Annotated in this window: 13 protein-coding genes and 1 other annotated feature; of the genes, 3 read left to right on the plus strand and 10 right to left on the minus strand. The window is 42.2% G+C overall.

Going from position 1 to position 15,724, the window contains the following annotated elements; genetic code table 11:
• Window position 1: 1 nt before the first annotated feature.
• From rsmG to FD17_RS05410, 8 genes are all read right to left on the minus strand, one after another.
• Window positions 2-736, minus strand: coding sequence for a 16S rRNA (guanine(527)-N(7))-methyltransferase RsmG (gene rsmG, locus FD17_RS05370; RefSeq protein WP_057824359.1), 735 nt, complete (start codon window positions 734-736; stop codon window positions 2-4).
• A 270-nt stretch (window positions 737-1,006) separates the two neighbouring features.
• The gene (gene pepT, locus FD17_RS05375) at window positions 1,007-2,293 is read right to left on the minus strand and encodes a peptidase T (RefSeq protein ID WP_057824361.1); all 1,287 of its coding nucleotides are present in this window, start codon (window positions 2,291-2,293) and stop codon (window positions 1,007-1,009) included.
• A 10-nt stretch (window positions 2,294-2,303) separates the two neighbouring features.
• Complete coding sequence (locus tag FD17_RS05380) at window positions 2,304-3,953, minus strand: peptide ABC transporter substrate-binding protein (protein ID WP_057824363.1); 1,650 nt, start codon at window positions 3,951-3,953, stop codon at window positions 2,304-2,306.
• 136 nt (window positions 3,954-4,089) lie between these two features.
• Window positions 4,090-4,320, minus strand: a binding site (T-box leader).
• A 167-nt stretch (window positions 4,321-4,487) separates the two neighbouring features.
• Window positions 4,488-5,402: a ribonucleoside hydrolase RihC gene (rihC, locus tag FD17_RS05390; protein WP_057824367.1), complete on the minus strand. Its 915-nt coding sequence runs from the start codon at window positions 5,400-5,402 to the stop codon at window positions 4,488-4,490.
• 95 nt (window positions 5,403-5,497) lie between these two features.
• On the minus strand, window positions 5,498-6,811 hold the full coding sequence (locus FD17_RS05395; RefSeq protein WP_057824369.1) for an NCS2 family permease: 1,314 nt from the start codon (window positions 6,809-6,811) through the stop codon (window positions 5,498-5,500).
• Between the two features lie 30 nt (window positions 6,812-6,841).
• Window positions 6,842-8,119, minus strand: coding sequence for a NupC/NupG family nucleoside CNT transporter (locus FD17_RS05400; RefSeq protein WP_057824371.1), 1,278 nt, complete (start codon window positions 8,117-8,119; stop codon window positions 6,842-6,844).
• Window positions 8,120-8,244: 125 nt separating this feature from the next.
• A complete protein-coding gene (locus FD17_RS05405) occupies window positions 8,245-9,075 on the minus strand; it encodes an alkaline phosphatase family protein (RefSeq protein WP_057824373.1) in 831 nt (276 codons plus the stop codon).
• Window positions 9,076-10,411: 1,336 nt separating this feature from the next.
• A complete protein-coding gene (locus FD17_RS05410) occupies window positions 10,412-11,488 on the minus strand; it encodes a hypothetical protein (RefSeq protein WP_057824375.1) in 1,077 nt (358 codons plus the stop codon).
• 195 nt (window positions 11,489-11,683) lie between these two features.
• Between FD17_RS05410 and FD17_RS05415 the strand changes: the two genes are divergently transcribed.
• On the plus strand, window positions 11,684-12,901 hold the full coding sequence (locus FD17_RS05415; RefSeq protein WP_057824377.1) for an SGNH/GDSL hydrolase family protein: 1,218 nt from the start codon (window positions 11,684-11,686) through the stop codon (window positions 12,899-12,901).
• Window positions 12,902-12,957: 56 nt separating this feature from the next.
• Here FD17_RS05415 and FD17_RS05420 read toward each other — a convergent pair whose 3' ends face one another.
• Window positions 12,958-14,004, minus strand: coding sequence for a DUF5776 domain-containing protein (locus FD17_RS05420; protein WP_057824379.1), 1,047 nt, complete (start codon window positions 14,002-14,004; stop codon window positions 12,958-12,960).
• Window positions 14,005-14,022: 18 nt separating this feature from the next.
• The gene (locus tag FD17_RS05425) at window positions 14,023-14,856 is read right to left on the minus strand and encodes a C39 family peptidase (protein ID WP_082617138.1); all 834 of its coding nucleotides are present in this window, start codon (window positions 14,854-14,856) and stop codon (window positions 14,023-14,025) included.
• Between the two features lie 178 nt (window positions 14,857-15,034).
• On the opposite strand from FD17_RS05425, the gene FD17_RS05430 reads away from it, so the two are divergent.
• Entirely contained in the window at window positions 15,035-15,328 is a 294-nt protein-coding gene (locus tag FD17_RS05430; protein WP_057824383.1) for a type II toxin-antitoxin system Phd/YefM family antitoxin, read from the plus strand.
• A gap of 13 nt (window positions 15,329-15,341) precedes the next feature.
• Entirely contained in the window at window positions 15,342-15,662 is a 321-nt protein-coding gene (locus tag FD17_RS05435) for a hypothetical protein (RefSeq protein WP_057824385.1), read from the plus strand.
• The last annotated feature ends 62 nt before the right edge of the window (window positions 15,663-15,724 follow it).

Genomic DNA, 15,724 nt, shown 5'->3' on the forward strand with positions numbered 1-15,724 from the left:
ATCATTTGGTTTGATCCAGCGGCTCCCTGTTAGGCGTCCCCGGCTTTCTTGGATATTTTTTAGGTGTATCTTTAACCTTATCAATCACAATAATGTGTCGTTCTTCATCAGAGATCGGTAACGTAAACTCAAAATCTCCTGATACTTTCCCACCCAGTAAGCGAATGGCGGGATTGGCGTCTGAAAGTTCGCCTTCAGCCTTGGCAGCCTTTAAAGCAACCATTTTACCGCCGACTTTAGCCAATGGTAAACACAATTCGCTGAGAACGGTCAACCGAGCAACCGCTCTTGCAGTCACCAAATCGTACTGCTGCCGATGTTCAGACTTCTTGGCACCGAATTCTTCTGCCCGCGCATGGAACAGTTCAACATCAGTTAAATCCAGCTTATCGACCAATGTCTGCAGAAAATTAATTCGCTTATTCAATGAATCAACGATCGTTATCTTTAGTTGTGGGAACAAAATTTTCAGCGGCAATGACGGAAATCCGGCACCCGCTCCCACGTCACAAATAGATAACGGCTCTGTTTGGATCTGTGAAACAAAAAAGGCTGGAGTTATGGAATCATAGAAATGTTTGAGATAAACTTCAGGCTTTTCTGTAATTGTAGTCAGATTAACGTGTTCGTTAACTGCTACTAACAGCTTAAAATAGGCATCGAACTGATCCATTTGCTGATCGGTGACTTCGATACCTTTATCCAAAAGCGCTTTTTTAAATTGATCATTGTTCATTCGTTATTCTCCTGATGTGTGAAACAATCTGTTTCACGTCTTATTATACTTTACCTTAAAATGACATGACTCGCAAGGTGTCCACAGACATTTGTTTTGTGCACATATTTTAATTTTACCATGTTTTATCAATATTTTTGTGCGATAGGACCATTCGCTTAAATTGATATCTTATTGAAATATTCTATTTGCAAAATCAGCCAGATTATAAGCTTCAGTTTCATCCAAAAAAGCAACCAACCCATCCGGTTGATTGCTTAATTGTCCATATTAATATAATTTGACCGGCTTTTCGTCTCGATGCCCATACTGGTGAACATGCTCTCGAATAATTTCCGTCACTACTTGGGCGGTTTTCACCATCGCTTCAGTGCTGACATATTCGTATGGTCCATGGAAGTTATCGCCGCCGTTAAACAAATTTGGTGTTGGAATCCCTTTGGCAGTGATGGCATTGCCGTCTGTACCGCCTCTGAAAGGTGTGATGTTGGGTTTGATACCCAAGTGATGGTAGACATCGAGTGCTAAATTGACAATATATGGATGTTTCTTAACCGTATCGCCAATGTTTTGGTACTGCTCGTTGATTGTTAACGCCACTCTTGGCGACTCAAAGCGGGCATTAATCCTATCGACAATTGTATGCAATAATTGTAAATTCTCGTGATATTTCTGTGTATCAAATTCCCGTACAATCAAGCCAATGTGGGCTTCAGCTACCGTTGCGGTCATGTCGGTTACCAGAATGAAACCTTGATGATTGCGGCTCTTTTCAGGCACCTCATCTTTAGGTAATGAGCTGACAATTTCATTTGCCAACGTGGCAGCGTTGACCATCAGGCCATATGCATCCCCAGGGTGGACAGCTGTGCCACGGATTTCAATTTTCGCTTCTGAAGCATTAAAAGTCTCCGCCTCGATTTGTCCAGGCTGACCATTATCCAAAGTATAAGCGAATTCGGTTCCAAACTCCTCAGCTGGAAATCGTTTAGCTCCCCGGCCGATTTCTTCATCAGGACCAAACGCCACTTTGACTTCGCCGTGTTCGACCTCAGGATGAGTCAAGAAGTACTTCAGCATCCCAAAGATTGCGGCAACTCCCGCTTTGTCATCGGCACCAAGTAATGTCGTGCCATCGGTGGTAATCACCCGTTGGCCGACATACTTCTTCAGTAATGGAAATTCTTTTGGACTGAGAACGATGTGCTTTTCAGCATTCAGGACAATATCCTGGCCATCATAGTTTGGATGAACCTGTGGCTGAATATTTTCGGCGTTGAAATCGGCGGTATCCAAATGGGCAATGAAGCCGATAGCACTTAGATCTTTGTCTGAATTGCTTGGAAGGGTGCCAAGAACATATGAATTTTCGGGTTCATATTTAGCGTCCTTTATTCCCAGATCTTGAAGGTCACTCAATACCATCTTCGCCAGTTTCACTTGTCCAACCGTTGTCGGGACAGTCTGGCTATTGGCATCAGACCTCGTGTTCACCTTCGCATATTTGATGAACAATGATTCAATTAATTCACTGTCAAAATCGCTTGTTTCACTCAATTCATATCACCTACTTTGCAATATACGTTGTCTTCCAGTCATAAGGAACACCAGCTGGGTTGTAAACGACATTCTTAACATTCTTTCGGAGTAACTGTGATTTTGCGACTTGATAAAGAGGAATAGTTCCTTGATCATTCATCAAAGTCTTTTCAGCTTCAACAAGATTGCTCCAACGTTTTTCTGGTTGGTTTCCAAATTTGTTTTCTGATTGATCAAGAAGCGTATCGTATTTCGAACTATTGTAACCACTTGTGTTATAACTCGATCCTTTTTCAAAAACATCCAAGAAGTTAATTGGGTCGGCAAATACTGACTGCCATGTTTGTACCGTGGTCTGATAATTCTTGTCAGCCTGCTTGGAAATTAATTGTACAAATGGAATTGATTGGACTTGAATCTTAACGCCTGGCAATTTTTGCAGATCTGCTTGAATGAATTCAGCTGCATCTTTGCTGCTGTCAGTATCAGAAGTCAGTAGAGTTACATGAAGTTGCTTAACGCCAGTCTGTTTGTATCCTTTTTTCAATAATGTCTTAGCTTGGTTCAAATTATAACTAACTGCATCTTTAACGTAGGCTTCCTTGTCAAAAGCCTCACCAGTCTTAGGATTGTTACCCATCTTAGCAGGCACAAATCCCTTCAAAGGAACTGAACCATCTTGCAAAACATTCTTGGTTAACTGAGAACGATTGATAGCCAAAGAAAATGCCCGACGAATGTTAAAGTTCTTAAATGCCTTCACTTTGTTCTGATTTAAGTCTAATCGGGTTGTTGCAGTTGGCAGTCTCTTTACAAAGTTGGGGTTATGCTGATTGTTTTTAACTTGTTGGCCACTCAATAGGGTTGCGTCAGTCTTCTTGGCCGTGAACAAGTTGTAGCTGGTCGTCGTGTCTTCGGAAACAAGTTCATTAATCTTATTCAAATGAACTGCTTTCTTATCCCAATAAGAATCATTTTTTGCTAAAGTCCATGACTTGCTGGTCCCACTCCATTTAGTTAACTTGAATGGACCATCAGAAACAGTGTACTTTGATGCAGTTCCGTATTTCTCACCAAATTTGTTAACTGCATTCTGATTAATTGGGAAGAACAGTGGCCATGCTAATAACTTTTTAAAGTATGTAACTGGCTTGGTAAGTGTGACTTCAAGTTTATAATTGCCGTCTGCTTTTATTCCCAATGAGCTAACAGGCTTCTTGCCAGAGTTAATGGCTTCGGCATTCTTTACTTGGAAGAAATAAAAGGCATCTTGTGAAGCGGTTTTAGGTGCGACAGTTCTCTGCCATGAATAAACAAAATCCTTAGCCGTGACTGGATCACCATTTGTCCATTTAACGCCTTTTCGCAAATCGAACGTGTAATGTTTCCCGTTATCGGTAATTGTCGTCTTAGTTGCCAATGCACCCTTTGGTGTTCCATTTTTATCCAGACGGTAAAGTCCCTCTTGAGTATTCATCAACACATCAAAGCTCAGTGTATCGGTTGCTTTAGAGATATCCGCAGTAGCCAAAGCCGTGTTTTCAGTCCAATTAAGGGTTTGAGTTTTAGCATACTTTCCATTACCGGTATTATTGGATTGAGTTGATTTCCCACATCCCGCTAAAATAAGGATTGCGGCAAATGCAGTTGAAGCTGCAATAATTTTCTTTAAATTCATAAATTTAATCCCTCCAAATATATCTTCCATCCATTTTGTTGATCATAATTACGTATAAACCCAACATCTGATATTTCATAAAATCATCCCCTTAAATATGAGAAAACAAAAAGCGTCCCTTAGCCCACTTTCTGGACTAAGGGACGCTTTGCGCGCGTTACCACCCTATATTCGTGTATCAAAAATACACCTCGACAGTACCATCTGGAATCGATACCCGGCAAAATAACGTTTGCTAACGGATCAACGGCTTTTACCGCTAACCTGCTCGGAGCTCATCTTCATTGTTTTAGTAATCGGGGTTCTCAATAAATGCCCCTTCTCTTTAGATTACGGCAACAACTACTCTTCTCGTCATCACATTGTTCTCATGTGTTTTTAATGTTAAATTCATTATGCAATTCATTATTAAAAGTGTCAAGGCCTATTGTAACTTTGATAGGACATCGAGAAAGCATTGTTGGTCCAGTGACCTGAGAAACCACCAAAGCCAAAAAAGCAGCCAGGCCAAAGCCCGACTGCTTCAAATTCAAATTATCGCTTAATCTTGGAAACCTCATCCAAGAACCACTTGTTAAATGCTTCCGAATCAATATCAACACACACATTCGCATTGGTCTTACCGTCATGGTAAGCACCACGGATATCCCCGACAGTTTCCCCAATTGCTGGTCCGTCAGTGACAATGTCAATCCACATCTTCTCAGTCTTAATTGCTTCTGGATGAAGCAGGTAGAAGATGGTGTTCACATCGTGCATGGCAATTCCTTCGGCACTGTTGTCACCATCGTGAATGATAATGTCATGGAGCATCTTACCAGTTTCGTTCATGTGCTCCAGCTTACTGAGTGAATCGGGCGTAATCAGCGCCTTCATGGTAATATCAAGGCCAACCATTGTTATTGGAATCCCAGAACTGTACATAATCCGCGCAGCATCCGGATCAGTGAAGACGTTAAATTCAGCCGCACTGGTCATGTTGCCCTTGCCAAGCGACCCACCCATTGCGACGATTCGTTCAATATGATCCTTAACTTCAGGATATTCACTGAAGAGTAAAGCAATGTTGGTAAATGAACCGGTTGGCACCAACGTAATCTTCTCATCACTATCCATAATGGTTTTACGCAATGCTTCAACGGCACTCATATCCAAAGGCTTTGGCAGGTCTTCTGGAAAATCGTAACCGGGCATCCCCGACTCACCATGAATTCGGGCAGCGTCTTCAAATTCCTTGATCAACGGCTGCTTGGCTCCGGCAGCAACCGGCACCTTCTTGTTGAAGAAGCGAACGATCTTCAGCGCATTCTTGGTTGTCTTATCAACAGTCACGTTACCGGCAACGCTGGTAATCAATTTAACGTCAATTTGAGGATCATTTAACGCCATGGTCAATGCAGCGGCATCGTCAATTCCTGGATCGGTATCCATAATAATTTTGATGGTCATAATAAATTCCTTTCCAAACAGTATTTGTCAATATCAAACGCTTACAATTAGTGATTAACAAGAAGCGAACCGCAAAGTCCGCTCACTTGCTACTTCTATAATAAGGCACTGAGCACCAAATCACATAAGAATAAAACTCCTAATACATAAGTTGCGACAGTCAATTCGGATTGCCTGCCCGCAGCAATTTTTAAAATTGGATACACGACAAATCCAAAGGCCAACCCGGTTGAAATGCTGCTGGTAAATGGAATCAGGACGACAATCAGAAATGCCGGGAACCAATCGGAAAAATCAAACATATTAATGCGACTAAGCTGGTTCATCATCAAAGCCCCGGTGATAATGATCACGGGAGCAATCGCTGCTTGCGGCACAAATGCCAACAGTGGAATGAAGAACAAAGAAGCGGCAAACATTAACCCGGCAACAATCGAAGTCAATCCAGTCCGGCCACCGCTTTCAATGGCCGAAGCACTTTCAGCAGCGGCAACAGTTGGACTGGTCCCCAGGATTCCAGAAAGAAAGCTGGTCACAGAACTGGCTTCAAAAGCCTTTTTGAATTTCTTGGGATTAGGCATAATGCCTTCCAGTAACCCCATCGACTCAAACACCAGAATCATGGTCATTGAGAATACCGCGAGAATAAATGGAATTGTGACAGCATTGCTGAAATCACCTTTAGCCACAATGGCGGAATACTTGGTAATATCACCAATTCCGACTGAAGGCGACGCCTGGTCTTTGATTCCAAACAGGATGCCGACAACCGACGTCACCAGAATTCCGATGAAGAAGCCACCGGTAATGCCACGGACAAACAGGAATAACGTCAGCAGCAGTCCAAACAATGCTAACAACGTAGCTGGTTTGGTCAGGTCACCCAGTGCTAAAATCGAACTTTTCCCCTGCTGGATCAGCTGAGCCTTTTCAAGCCCAATTTCCACCAGGAACAACCCAATTCCGGCGGTAATTCCTGCTTTCAAGGTGTCAGGAATCCCCTTGGCCAAGATCTCACTGAGCTTGGTAAAGGCGATTAAAACGTAGATCACACTGGACACAATCGAGATGGCCAGTGCTTCCTGCCAGGACAGACCCATCGCCACGACCACCGTATAAGTGAAGAAGGCGTTGACCCCCATCCCCGGCGTCAGGATAACCGGCGCATTGGCCCAGAATCCCATGATCAAACAGCCGATAAGCGATGAAATGATCGTCGCAAACACGCTTAAATCAGTGGGAATTCCAGCATCTTTTAAAATCATCGGGTTAACGATAATGATATAAGAAATCGCGAAGAAACCGGTAATCCCAGCGATGAGCTCCCGTTTGACAATCGTTTTATCTCGTATAGCCTCACGAAGAGGCAGCCGATTAGCTGCCTCCTCTTCTCTTTGTAACTTATCCAAAAATAAAACCTAACTTTCTAGTTGAAAATATTACCAAACGAATAATCCAACGATTCCGGCAGACATCAAGGATACCAAGATACCTGAGAGAAGCATTGTACCAACGTTCTTACTGATCAAATCGTTCTTTTCCTTGTCAACCAAGCCTTTGAAGGCACCGATAATCATACCGGTAGTTGAGAAGTTGGCGAATGAAGTGATGAAGACAGTCAATTGTGCTTGATAATGAGCTGGGAAGATGCTGAGGTTGTTAATTGTACCGGCAATCTTACCCATAACAACGAATTCGTTGGTAACCAACTTCATACCCATGAATTGAGCGAATTGGAATGCGTGGCTGACATCCAGACCCATTAACCATGCAAATGGGAACATGATGATTCCTAAGATATGTTCCAATGATAACCATGGGTTGAATAATGCCAAAATCTTATCGATCAAAGCGGCCAAGGCAACAAAGGCGATAACGTTGGCAGCAATGATTAAGATCAAACGGCCGGCACCAAGAATTGAGTCACCCAAGAATGAGAAGTATGGTTCACGTTTGCCATCAGGCTGAACGTCACCAGTTTCAACGGCAGCTTCACTTGAGCTTGAACCACCCATTTTGGCAATCGTATCTTCTTCAGGCGTAACTTTAACTGGATTAAGTAAACTTGTAATAATCAAGGCGTTTAACACGTTCAATGGAACGGCGGTCAAAACATATTGGCCAGGAACCATTTGAGTATAAGCACCAATGATAGAAGCAGTAACACATGACATTGACATCAAGGCCAGAGTCAAGTTACGCTTTGCTGACATTTGCTTTAATTGAAGTGATGAAACGGCAAGTGCTTCAGTGTTACCTAAGAACATCATTTCAACGGCAAAGAATGATTCGAACTTTGGTGCACCGGTAACAAATGAAAGTCCACGGCCAACCCATTTGATGATCCATGGCAATACTCCAATATATGTAAGAGTATCAAACAATGGAACAATCATCAGGATTGGTAGTAACGCACTGGTAACGAAGTTCATCGATTTGGCAGTTCCGCCAAATTGAGGGGTTACCCAGTTAGGCAAGGCAAAATTAATTCCTTGATAAGCAACCTGAACCAACCAGTTGAATCCATCGGCAGCGGCTTTAACAGCGTCACGGCCCCATTCAAAGCTGGTTAAGATCCATGCAAGAACAAGGTTAATCACTAAAACAACGGCAACTGATCGCCAGTTGATGTTCTTTTTATTATTTGAAAACAAGAACGCAATTCCAAGGTATACGGCGACACCCAGAATGTTGACCAGTAAATATGTTAATTGCATATTCTGAAATCCTCTTTTCTGAATTTTGACAACAATAATTGCTAAACAACGATGAAAATGATTAGCTATCCCCCTCTGTGATGGAATTGGTTTTATAAATTAAACCCTAATTAATAAGTGATGAATTATTTCAATTCACCAAGGAAGCTCTTCCCAATCGATTCATTGGAAATGTCGAGCCCGAAGATTTCCCCGATCGTAGCGCCAATATCAGCAAGTGTCCTTCTAATACCGAGCGCTTTTCCTTCAGGCGACGAAGATGTGTAGGCAATCAGCGGCAGGTACTCGCGAGTCGGCGTCACGTCTAACGTTGAATCGTTGGCAAACGACGCCGTAATGATCAACAGGTCCGTGCTGTACAATTCACGCATCAGCCGGGCCAAATGCTGGTCCACCAGCTTCAATGCATCGACACTACCTTTGAGGTCGTCCGATGCATTGCTCTCCTGAAGCCCCATCGTCCGAAAATAAAGCAGGCCATTATTCGGGGCAACTACCTGCTGATGAAGCTGCTCAAATCCAGCATCATCAGTATTGACAGGAATCACTTCAGCTTCGTTTTGATTGGACAAGTAGCTCTGATAGTTGCTGATCAGTATTGAGTGAACCCCCAAAAGGCCAACAATCGAATCAATGACGCTGGTCGTTCTGGTTAGAGACTGAAAATCAAACATTTCCCGCAAGCCGCTTAATGTGGAGTTATCCCGACTCTTGGAACGAATCTTACCAAAAAAGCCAATCGGATCATCAGCTGGCGCAAGTCCGACAACCGGATCACTATAGCGGATGTTTCCGAGCCCGAGCCGATTCAAAGTCGGCAGTTGGAAATCATCGCCATCATGGACTGCAATGTGTCCAAGCGTATCGGCACCAACTGAATTAAATCGATTTGCGTCACTACACTCACCAACACCGAGTGAAGCGAGATCAAGTACAATTACCCGACGAAAGTTCATCAGAAACTTCCTTTCCACTTCAAAACTTTGTTCAGAAAAAATTAATCTATGTGAATAGAATACCGCATTCTGGAAAGACCTGGCAATAAAAATGTCCTTATGACGTGAAGTAATACGGTTTACTTTTCTGATTGCGCTTTCATTATATCAAAGTGTGAGGACATCGTAAACAAAAAAATTTGATTGACAAAGTTGGGTGGGGGTGTTTATGGGTGGATGGGACTTATGTATGGGGAGTCTATGTATGATGAGTTGGTGGAGGTTTGTTTTTGGTCTTTGTTTTGTGGTTAAGGTTCTTTGCTTTTTCCTTCTCAGTAGCCGAAATGTGCTCCGACGCAACCGAGGCTAACTTCTAAGCCAACTTTGATTCAAACCCAAGTCCAGGGTTTCAACCAAAGTTACCTTAGAAACCGCCTCACCCGTTGCTCATCGCACTCTGCACAAAAAATAGGATTTAAACTCGCTTTTGAAACTGCAAGTCTAAATCCTATACGGAAGGGAACTTTGGGGTAACTACCCACTTAATTAAAACTTTAATGTCTTATCGCCTCAATCTAACTATTTATTGATCCAGCTGCCGCAAACTTTAATCATTTTCACGTTTTTACTTTATTGATAAATTTGCCGTGTGATCAATATTTTGGTTCTTCGTGAAACTATTATACTTGGAACACTTGCTTGGTACGTGCTACATAAACCTTGGTGCTGATAGCCTTGTACACGGTACTTTACGCGTGAACTATAAAACTTTCATCAACTTGATTCACATCAATTTGATATTCGAACCTGAATCTCTCAGATTCACCACAATTGACCTCTGTACATAACCCTTTTCAATTACTCCAACAGGTTTTCAATGGAGAATCGTCGAATTCATGTCTGAACTTTTGTGACTCATAACATTATATTCAAACACTTAATCACCTGAATTAACCTTCTGTTATTTTAAACTGTAACAATTTGAAACTCTGTGAATCCTTTGAAACAATCGGCTAAATAAAGCATTCTTATCAAACTACCATGCTTCTTGTGAATCGTGAACCTCAAACTCTTAAAACTTAAAATAAACAACTATGCGTTCTACACGTGAAACATTTGAAAATAACTCTGTGACGAAACAACATACTAATCTAGGATCAGAGAACATTCAAAGTAGGATGTAAACCCCTGTGCTTCGAACTTCTTTTCCCTTCCTTGACTATATAATATCATATCTGTAAGCGTTTGCAAGTATTAAATACTCTTTTTTTAAATTTATTTCAGAACGTTATATTCCATGGCTTTAAAGGCAGTCAAAAAGCCGGTTAAATCAACTTAACCGACCCTTTTGTGAATGCTATTTAAATAAAAATTTAAGTGGATCAAAAGCAAAGAACGTCACGCCTGAAACTGCAATTACCGCCAGCGTTACCATAATTGGCAGTGTTTCGGAAATCCCGGTTGTATCATGGTCCATGTACTTGACGTGCTTAACCGGAGTCGTCAGTGTGACTTTTCTGCCAGTTACTGTTGTAACCTTTCCCGGCTTCTGAGCAGTCTTCAATACATGACTATAAATCTTGTCAGAGAATGCGTTGAAAGTGAGCAGCTTGGTCTTACTGTTGCCTGCTGTGGCGACTGCTTTAATTGCTTTGGAATCACTTTTTGAAAGTTTATCGGCAAATGTATCACCGGAAATGTCGTTATGAACGCGACTTTCAATAATCGGCTGATTGGGAACGATTAAAGTTTCCTCAACTTTATTGGGATTTGCCGAATCCGGCGACTCCAATACAACTGCGTTATCAGCGGGTGCTTCAGCAGTTGGAGCTGACGTGGCTGATTCATCTTCTGAATCCGCCTTGTCAGAATCATCAGTCACTTTGTCAACAACGGTTTTGACAACCTTGTTGATCGTATCGTCATTGGCACCACCGACAACCGATGTTCCGGCATTAACACTTGTAATTGTGGTGGAGCCGGATTTATCCTCTTCCTTATCAGATGTCTCATCCGCAGTATCCTCAGCTGCTTCAGAAGTCACTTGTGGCTCCTGGGTATCATCGGAACTTGTGGCAGTGGCATCGGATGACGAGTCATCTTTTGCTGTCGTCTGGCTGTCAGTCGTATCATTGTTATTGGTTGGCTTAACCTGATTATTCTTAGCATCCCCATATGTAGTCTTTACGCTACTGTTTGAATCATCATTGGTTTTCAAAGTATCAGCCGTATCGTCCTTAGCAGTATTAGTCACAGACGATGCTTTCGCTGCAACCCCACTTGTCGGACTGACGGTTGTTGTCGACTTTGCTTGAACTTGGACTGTTGCTGTTGTTTCATTGGTATCAGCGTTGGCTTGGGAACTCATCCCCAAACCACCGAAGACCATCATTGAAAATAACAGTATTAACCTGTATTTTGACCTGGTATTCATCTGTTATATCCCCCGTTTGTACATTCAACAATTGACTAAATGCATTTCTTGCTAAATGTAAGCATAATTGATTTACTAAAAATAAGCAAGTTGTGTGCAAACTCTTCATTTTAAAGTAAGCGGTATGTAAGACTTTCGTAACAATATCATGCTAAAGTAATACATAGTTGAATTTTTATGAGGAGATAATAGAATATGAAAAAACATTTTTACATAGCGACCGCTGTCACGGCAGCGCTGGGGATCGCGATGTTCATGGCACCTGCAAACGCCGCGTCAACTGATCCGACGACAACAACGCCAACAAGTTCATCTAGTTCGTCAAGCTCAACGAGTACTAAATCCGATGCAACAAAAGATAAAACTAAAAAAGTGATTCCTGCTGCAACACTGGTCTCCACCGAAAGTTACGACCAACCACTTCCCTATCATATGAAGAGCGGCTATATTTACACCACTTCAGGATTAAATAAAACATTGGGATCCGCAAAAGATTTTGCCAAAGTCACCTGGTATGCTTATAAAAAAGTCGTAATCGACCGTTCTGCTCAAGGCAAAGGAACCTCTGTCTGGTATTATGTTAAGAGTGGAAACGGCAAGCAGACCGGCTACGTATGGCACGGTAATTTACAGGATATTTCGGAAGGAACGTTTGACATCGCAATGAAAAATAGTGACTACTTCAGTAAAGATAAAATAATCACCATGGGAGATTCAATTACCGCCGGATACGATGGCTATGAAACTTTGGATTCCGGATACCCAACGTGGTTAGCCAGATATCTTGGAACGACCGTTGATAACGCCGCTTATAATGGCGCCTTTCTCGGCGATGCCGGTGAAATGGCAACTCCAGGTGATTTGAGCACAACCGTTAATGACACCAACTTTGCCAAATACGATGTTGCCACAATCGCTTATGGAACCAATGATTACGGCCATACTGACAACACAATTGATCAGCTTAAAAGTATTTTGGATTCAAACATTAAGAAAATGAAAGCCGAGAATCCGAAATTAATTATTTACGGTTTCCTGCCGATCACTCGTTATGACAATAACCAGAACTCTGACGAAGTGACTGGCCAAGGCGGCTACACCATGAACGATTTACGGGCGGCAGAAGCTCAGGTCTACCAGGACAATGACGTGCCCGTCTTAAATTGGAATGATGTTGACCCCAACTTAATTACCGACGCCAACCATATTGATCGTTTCAACGACGGCCGGCTTCACCCAGCAGCCAAGACTTATCAGCTGATGGCACGTGATATTGCCAAGTTCATGATTGACAATTTCCCACAGGATCAAATTAAGAAGACCACATCAAGCAAGAAGAAAACAACCAAGACAACTAACAAGACCACAACGGCAAAGAAAACAACTTCTACCAAAGCCACAAGTCAATACTAATAGATTGTAAATCAAAGGGATGCTTCCAATTGGGAGCATCCCTTTTTTCATTATATTTAATTAAACGGTCGCGCAATCCCTGCAATATCCGATCGCTGGCTGTTTCGAATCGGCTGAACCATAATTCTTGGCGGCCAGCTTTCGATCACTTTGTTCTTACCCAGATAAATTGCCACATGCCAGATGACATGGGTCCCCGGTTGATAATAAAAGACCAGATCGCCACGTTGTCTGTGGGAATAAGCAACGTGCCTTAACTTTTTGGATGCCCAAAGGTTTCTGGAATTCCACTCGTTTCCAGGATAAGCATGGTGAATGGAGCTCGTAGGCAGTGGATTGATTCCACCTGCATAAAGTGCCTGCATGACAAGACCAGAACAGTCGGTTCCATATTTAGGACTTGATGATGAGCCCACCAGATAAGGATTACCCATGTAACGATAGGCCTGGTGAATCATTGCCTCAATATGCTGGGACCGGCCATTCCAGGCAAAAGCTTTTAACGGTGCGACATAACTGTCGATCCCCGTCCACGCCTTTTTGGAGAAACCCATTTTGAGCCAGGTCTTTTCATCCACGTTTCCAGTCACTTTTAAGTGATGACGACTTTGGAATCGCTTAACGGCATTGTAGGTTGCCTGGTTATATTTGTCATAACCGGCATAGGTGCCCATCTTTCGCATAATGTACCAAGTCTTGATTCCTTCAAAATGACGTTTCACTGTGTAGCCGACTTTACCGAATGGCTTAATTTGAGTGTATTGAACCTGATAGTATTTTTTCGGGTTTTGATAACCCTTTGTTTTGGCGACAAATGATTTGCTGGCAGTCAAATACTTACCAGTATTGGTTTGCAAAACAGGTGCCTTGCCCGCCTCATTGATCACCTTACTAATTTTAGCGTAGTGGCCAGCGGATACTTTGGCTGACTTGTGAGTCTTGGCAGCGTCTTTATACAAGATAACCTGACGTTTAGTCTTGATGATTTCAGGATTGCTCGTGTAATACTGGCTGTCAGCCTGAACACTTGACCCAATACTGAGCAGTAACATAGTGGTTAATGATAGAAAAATTGCGAGTGTGATTCGTTGAAAATTCTTCATGAATATAAACTCCCTTACTTAATAACTAAGTGCTCGATAACCGTCTCTTGAACGGTGATGCTGCATCGTTTTAATCTTCATGCTGGTCTTCTTATCAGTCCATGGATCATTGTAATAGAACCGTGAATCCGAGTAACCAGATATGGTAATGGCGTGATTCACAAAACCGTCTACGTTGTTCACCCAGACCACCACTGGATGATCGGATGCAATTTGCTTCTTCAGCTGGGCAACCGTTGCCCCAGTCATATTTTGGGCACTCCCAGCATGACGCTTGACCACCTTCATCAACCCTTTTGGATAAATGTACCAGCCGGTGGGGCTGTATGGACTGCCAACAAACCCCTTATTAGGATTACGGCTGCGCGGAACCTGTTTGGCCAGCTGCATCTTGGTTACCTTCGAACCGGCAAAGTTGAGCATCATCGTGGTCGCGACTATTTCACAGCCGGTTGGAAGCTCCGGTCGTTGTGCAATCAATGGCACATTCAGCCAATGATAGGATTTGTCGGTCCCATTTTCAGAAACCCATCCGGAAAAATTCTTATATGTAAATTTAAGCCAAGTGCTGTTCCCCACTTTCTCTTTTTGGGTAATGTGAACTTTCCGGCTGTTAAATTCACGGGCGTAGGCAATCGGTTCAACGTTTTGTGAAGAAGTGTTATAGCCACCAGACTTGTAAATCTTATAATTGTGCGCTTTGCGGGTAAGAATATGGGTATAATAATTGGTCTTTGTGAGATTGGATACCTTGTCATGATTGACATCCGCATTGACCGCTGACACAGACGTTACGAGAAGCGTCAGCATCCCCAATATCACAACCAAACCTTTCAATATAAAATGCTTCATGATGACCCCCAACATTTAAGATAATTATGATTATACTATTTCTTAGTAAGTGTTTCTATGGATTTTACTAAACTGTTGAAAATTCAGATATTCATCAAAGCGACTATCCTTCAACACAGCGTTTGATAGTATTAAACGCTAAAACTTGGTATCATTAATTTAAACAAGGAGGGTTATTATGACAGTCTTGAATACACCACTTATGTCCGTTACCGAATTGCAGAAATCCCCAACTAAAGCTTTTGAAAAAGCAAAATGGAATGAAACCGGCGTGTTTGTTCTTAAACGTAATGAGATGCTCGGTGTCATATTGTCAAAAAAAGACTACGATAAAATCATGCATGAGCTCGAGGAGCTGAGGTGTAAAGTTTTTGATGCGGGAATTGAACACAAGATGAATAATAACATCCCCGAACACTATACCGATTACGAAATGCTTGGCCCAACTAATGACAGTATGATTCTTGATTAAATGGAGGCAAATCATGCATCGAAAAATTATTGCAAGGCCGGATATTAAAATTACTGAGCTGAAAAGTTCATCAACTAAAGACTTTAAGAAGGCATTGAACGAACACGCAGAATTATATGTAACTGATCAGCAAGAAACACTGGGAATCATACTCTCGCTCAATCATTACAATGAATTGATGGATCAAATGCAACACTTGAAGGATCTGCTTTACAACCAAGAAATCAAACACAGGATCAACGAGAAGAATCCGAAATTTTATTCTGATGAAGAAGTTCGTGGCGATCTCTCCAAAGATGAATCATCCATTGATCCAAACGATGGTTGGGAATGACAAATATTCCAAACAAAAACCAGCGACCCGAAATTAATGGTTCTACAATATCTGTTGTTGGT

This window comes from Lentilactobacillus sunkii DSM 19904, from assembly GCF_001435575.1.
GTDB classification, from domain to species: domain Bacteria; phylum Bacillota; class Bacilli; order Lactobacillales; family Lactobacillaceae; genus Lentilactobacillus; species Lentilactobacillus sunkii.

Excerpts from the sequence above, each read along its gene's own strand:
- FD17_RS05410 (WP_057824375.1), bottom strand. The coding sequence starts at position 11,488 with ATGAATACCAGGTCAAAATACAGGTTAATACTGTTATTTTCAATGATG.
- FD17_RS05425 (WP_082617138.1), bottom strand. The coding sequence starts at position 14,856 with ATGAAGCATTTTATATTGAAAGGTTTGGTTGTGATATTGGGGATGCTG.
- rsmG (WP_057824359.1), bottom strand. The coding sequence starts at position 736 with ATGAACAATGATCAATTTAAAAAAGCGCTTTTGGATAAAGGTATCGAA.
- FD17_RS05420 (WP_057824379.1), bottom strand. The coding sequence starts at position 14,004 with ATGAAGAATTTTCAACGAATCACACTCGCAATTTTTCTATCATTAACC.
- FD17_RS05405 (WP_057824373.1), bottom strand. The coding sequence starts at position 9,075 with ATGAACTTTCGTCGGGTAATTGTACTTGATCTCGCTTCACTCGGTGTT.
- rihC (WP_057824367.1), bottom strand. The coding sequence starts at position 5,402 with ATGACCATCAAAATTATTATGGATACCGATCCAGGAATTGACGATGCC.
- FD17_RS05400 (WP_057824371.1), bottom strand. The coding sequence starts at position 8,119 with ATGCAATTAACATATTTACTGGTCAACATTCTGGGTGTCGCCGTATAC.
- FD17_RS05415 (WP_057824377.1), top strand. The coding sequence starts at position 11,684 with ATGAAAAAACATTTTTACATAGCGACCGCTGTCACGGCAGCGCTGGGG.
- FD17_RS05380 (WP_057824363.1), bottom strand. The coding sequence starts at position 3,953 with ATGAATTTAAAGAAAATTATTGCAGCTTCAACTGCATTTGCCGCAATC.
- FD17_RS05430 (WP_057824383.1), top strand. The coding sequence starts at position 15,035 with ATGACAGTCTTGAATACACCACTTATGTCCGTTACCGAATTGCAGAAA.
- FD17_RS05435 (WP_057824385.1), top strand. The coding sequence starts at position 15,342 with ATGCATCGAAAAATTATTGCAAGGCCGGATATTAAAATTACTGAGCTG.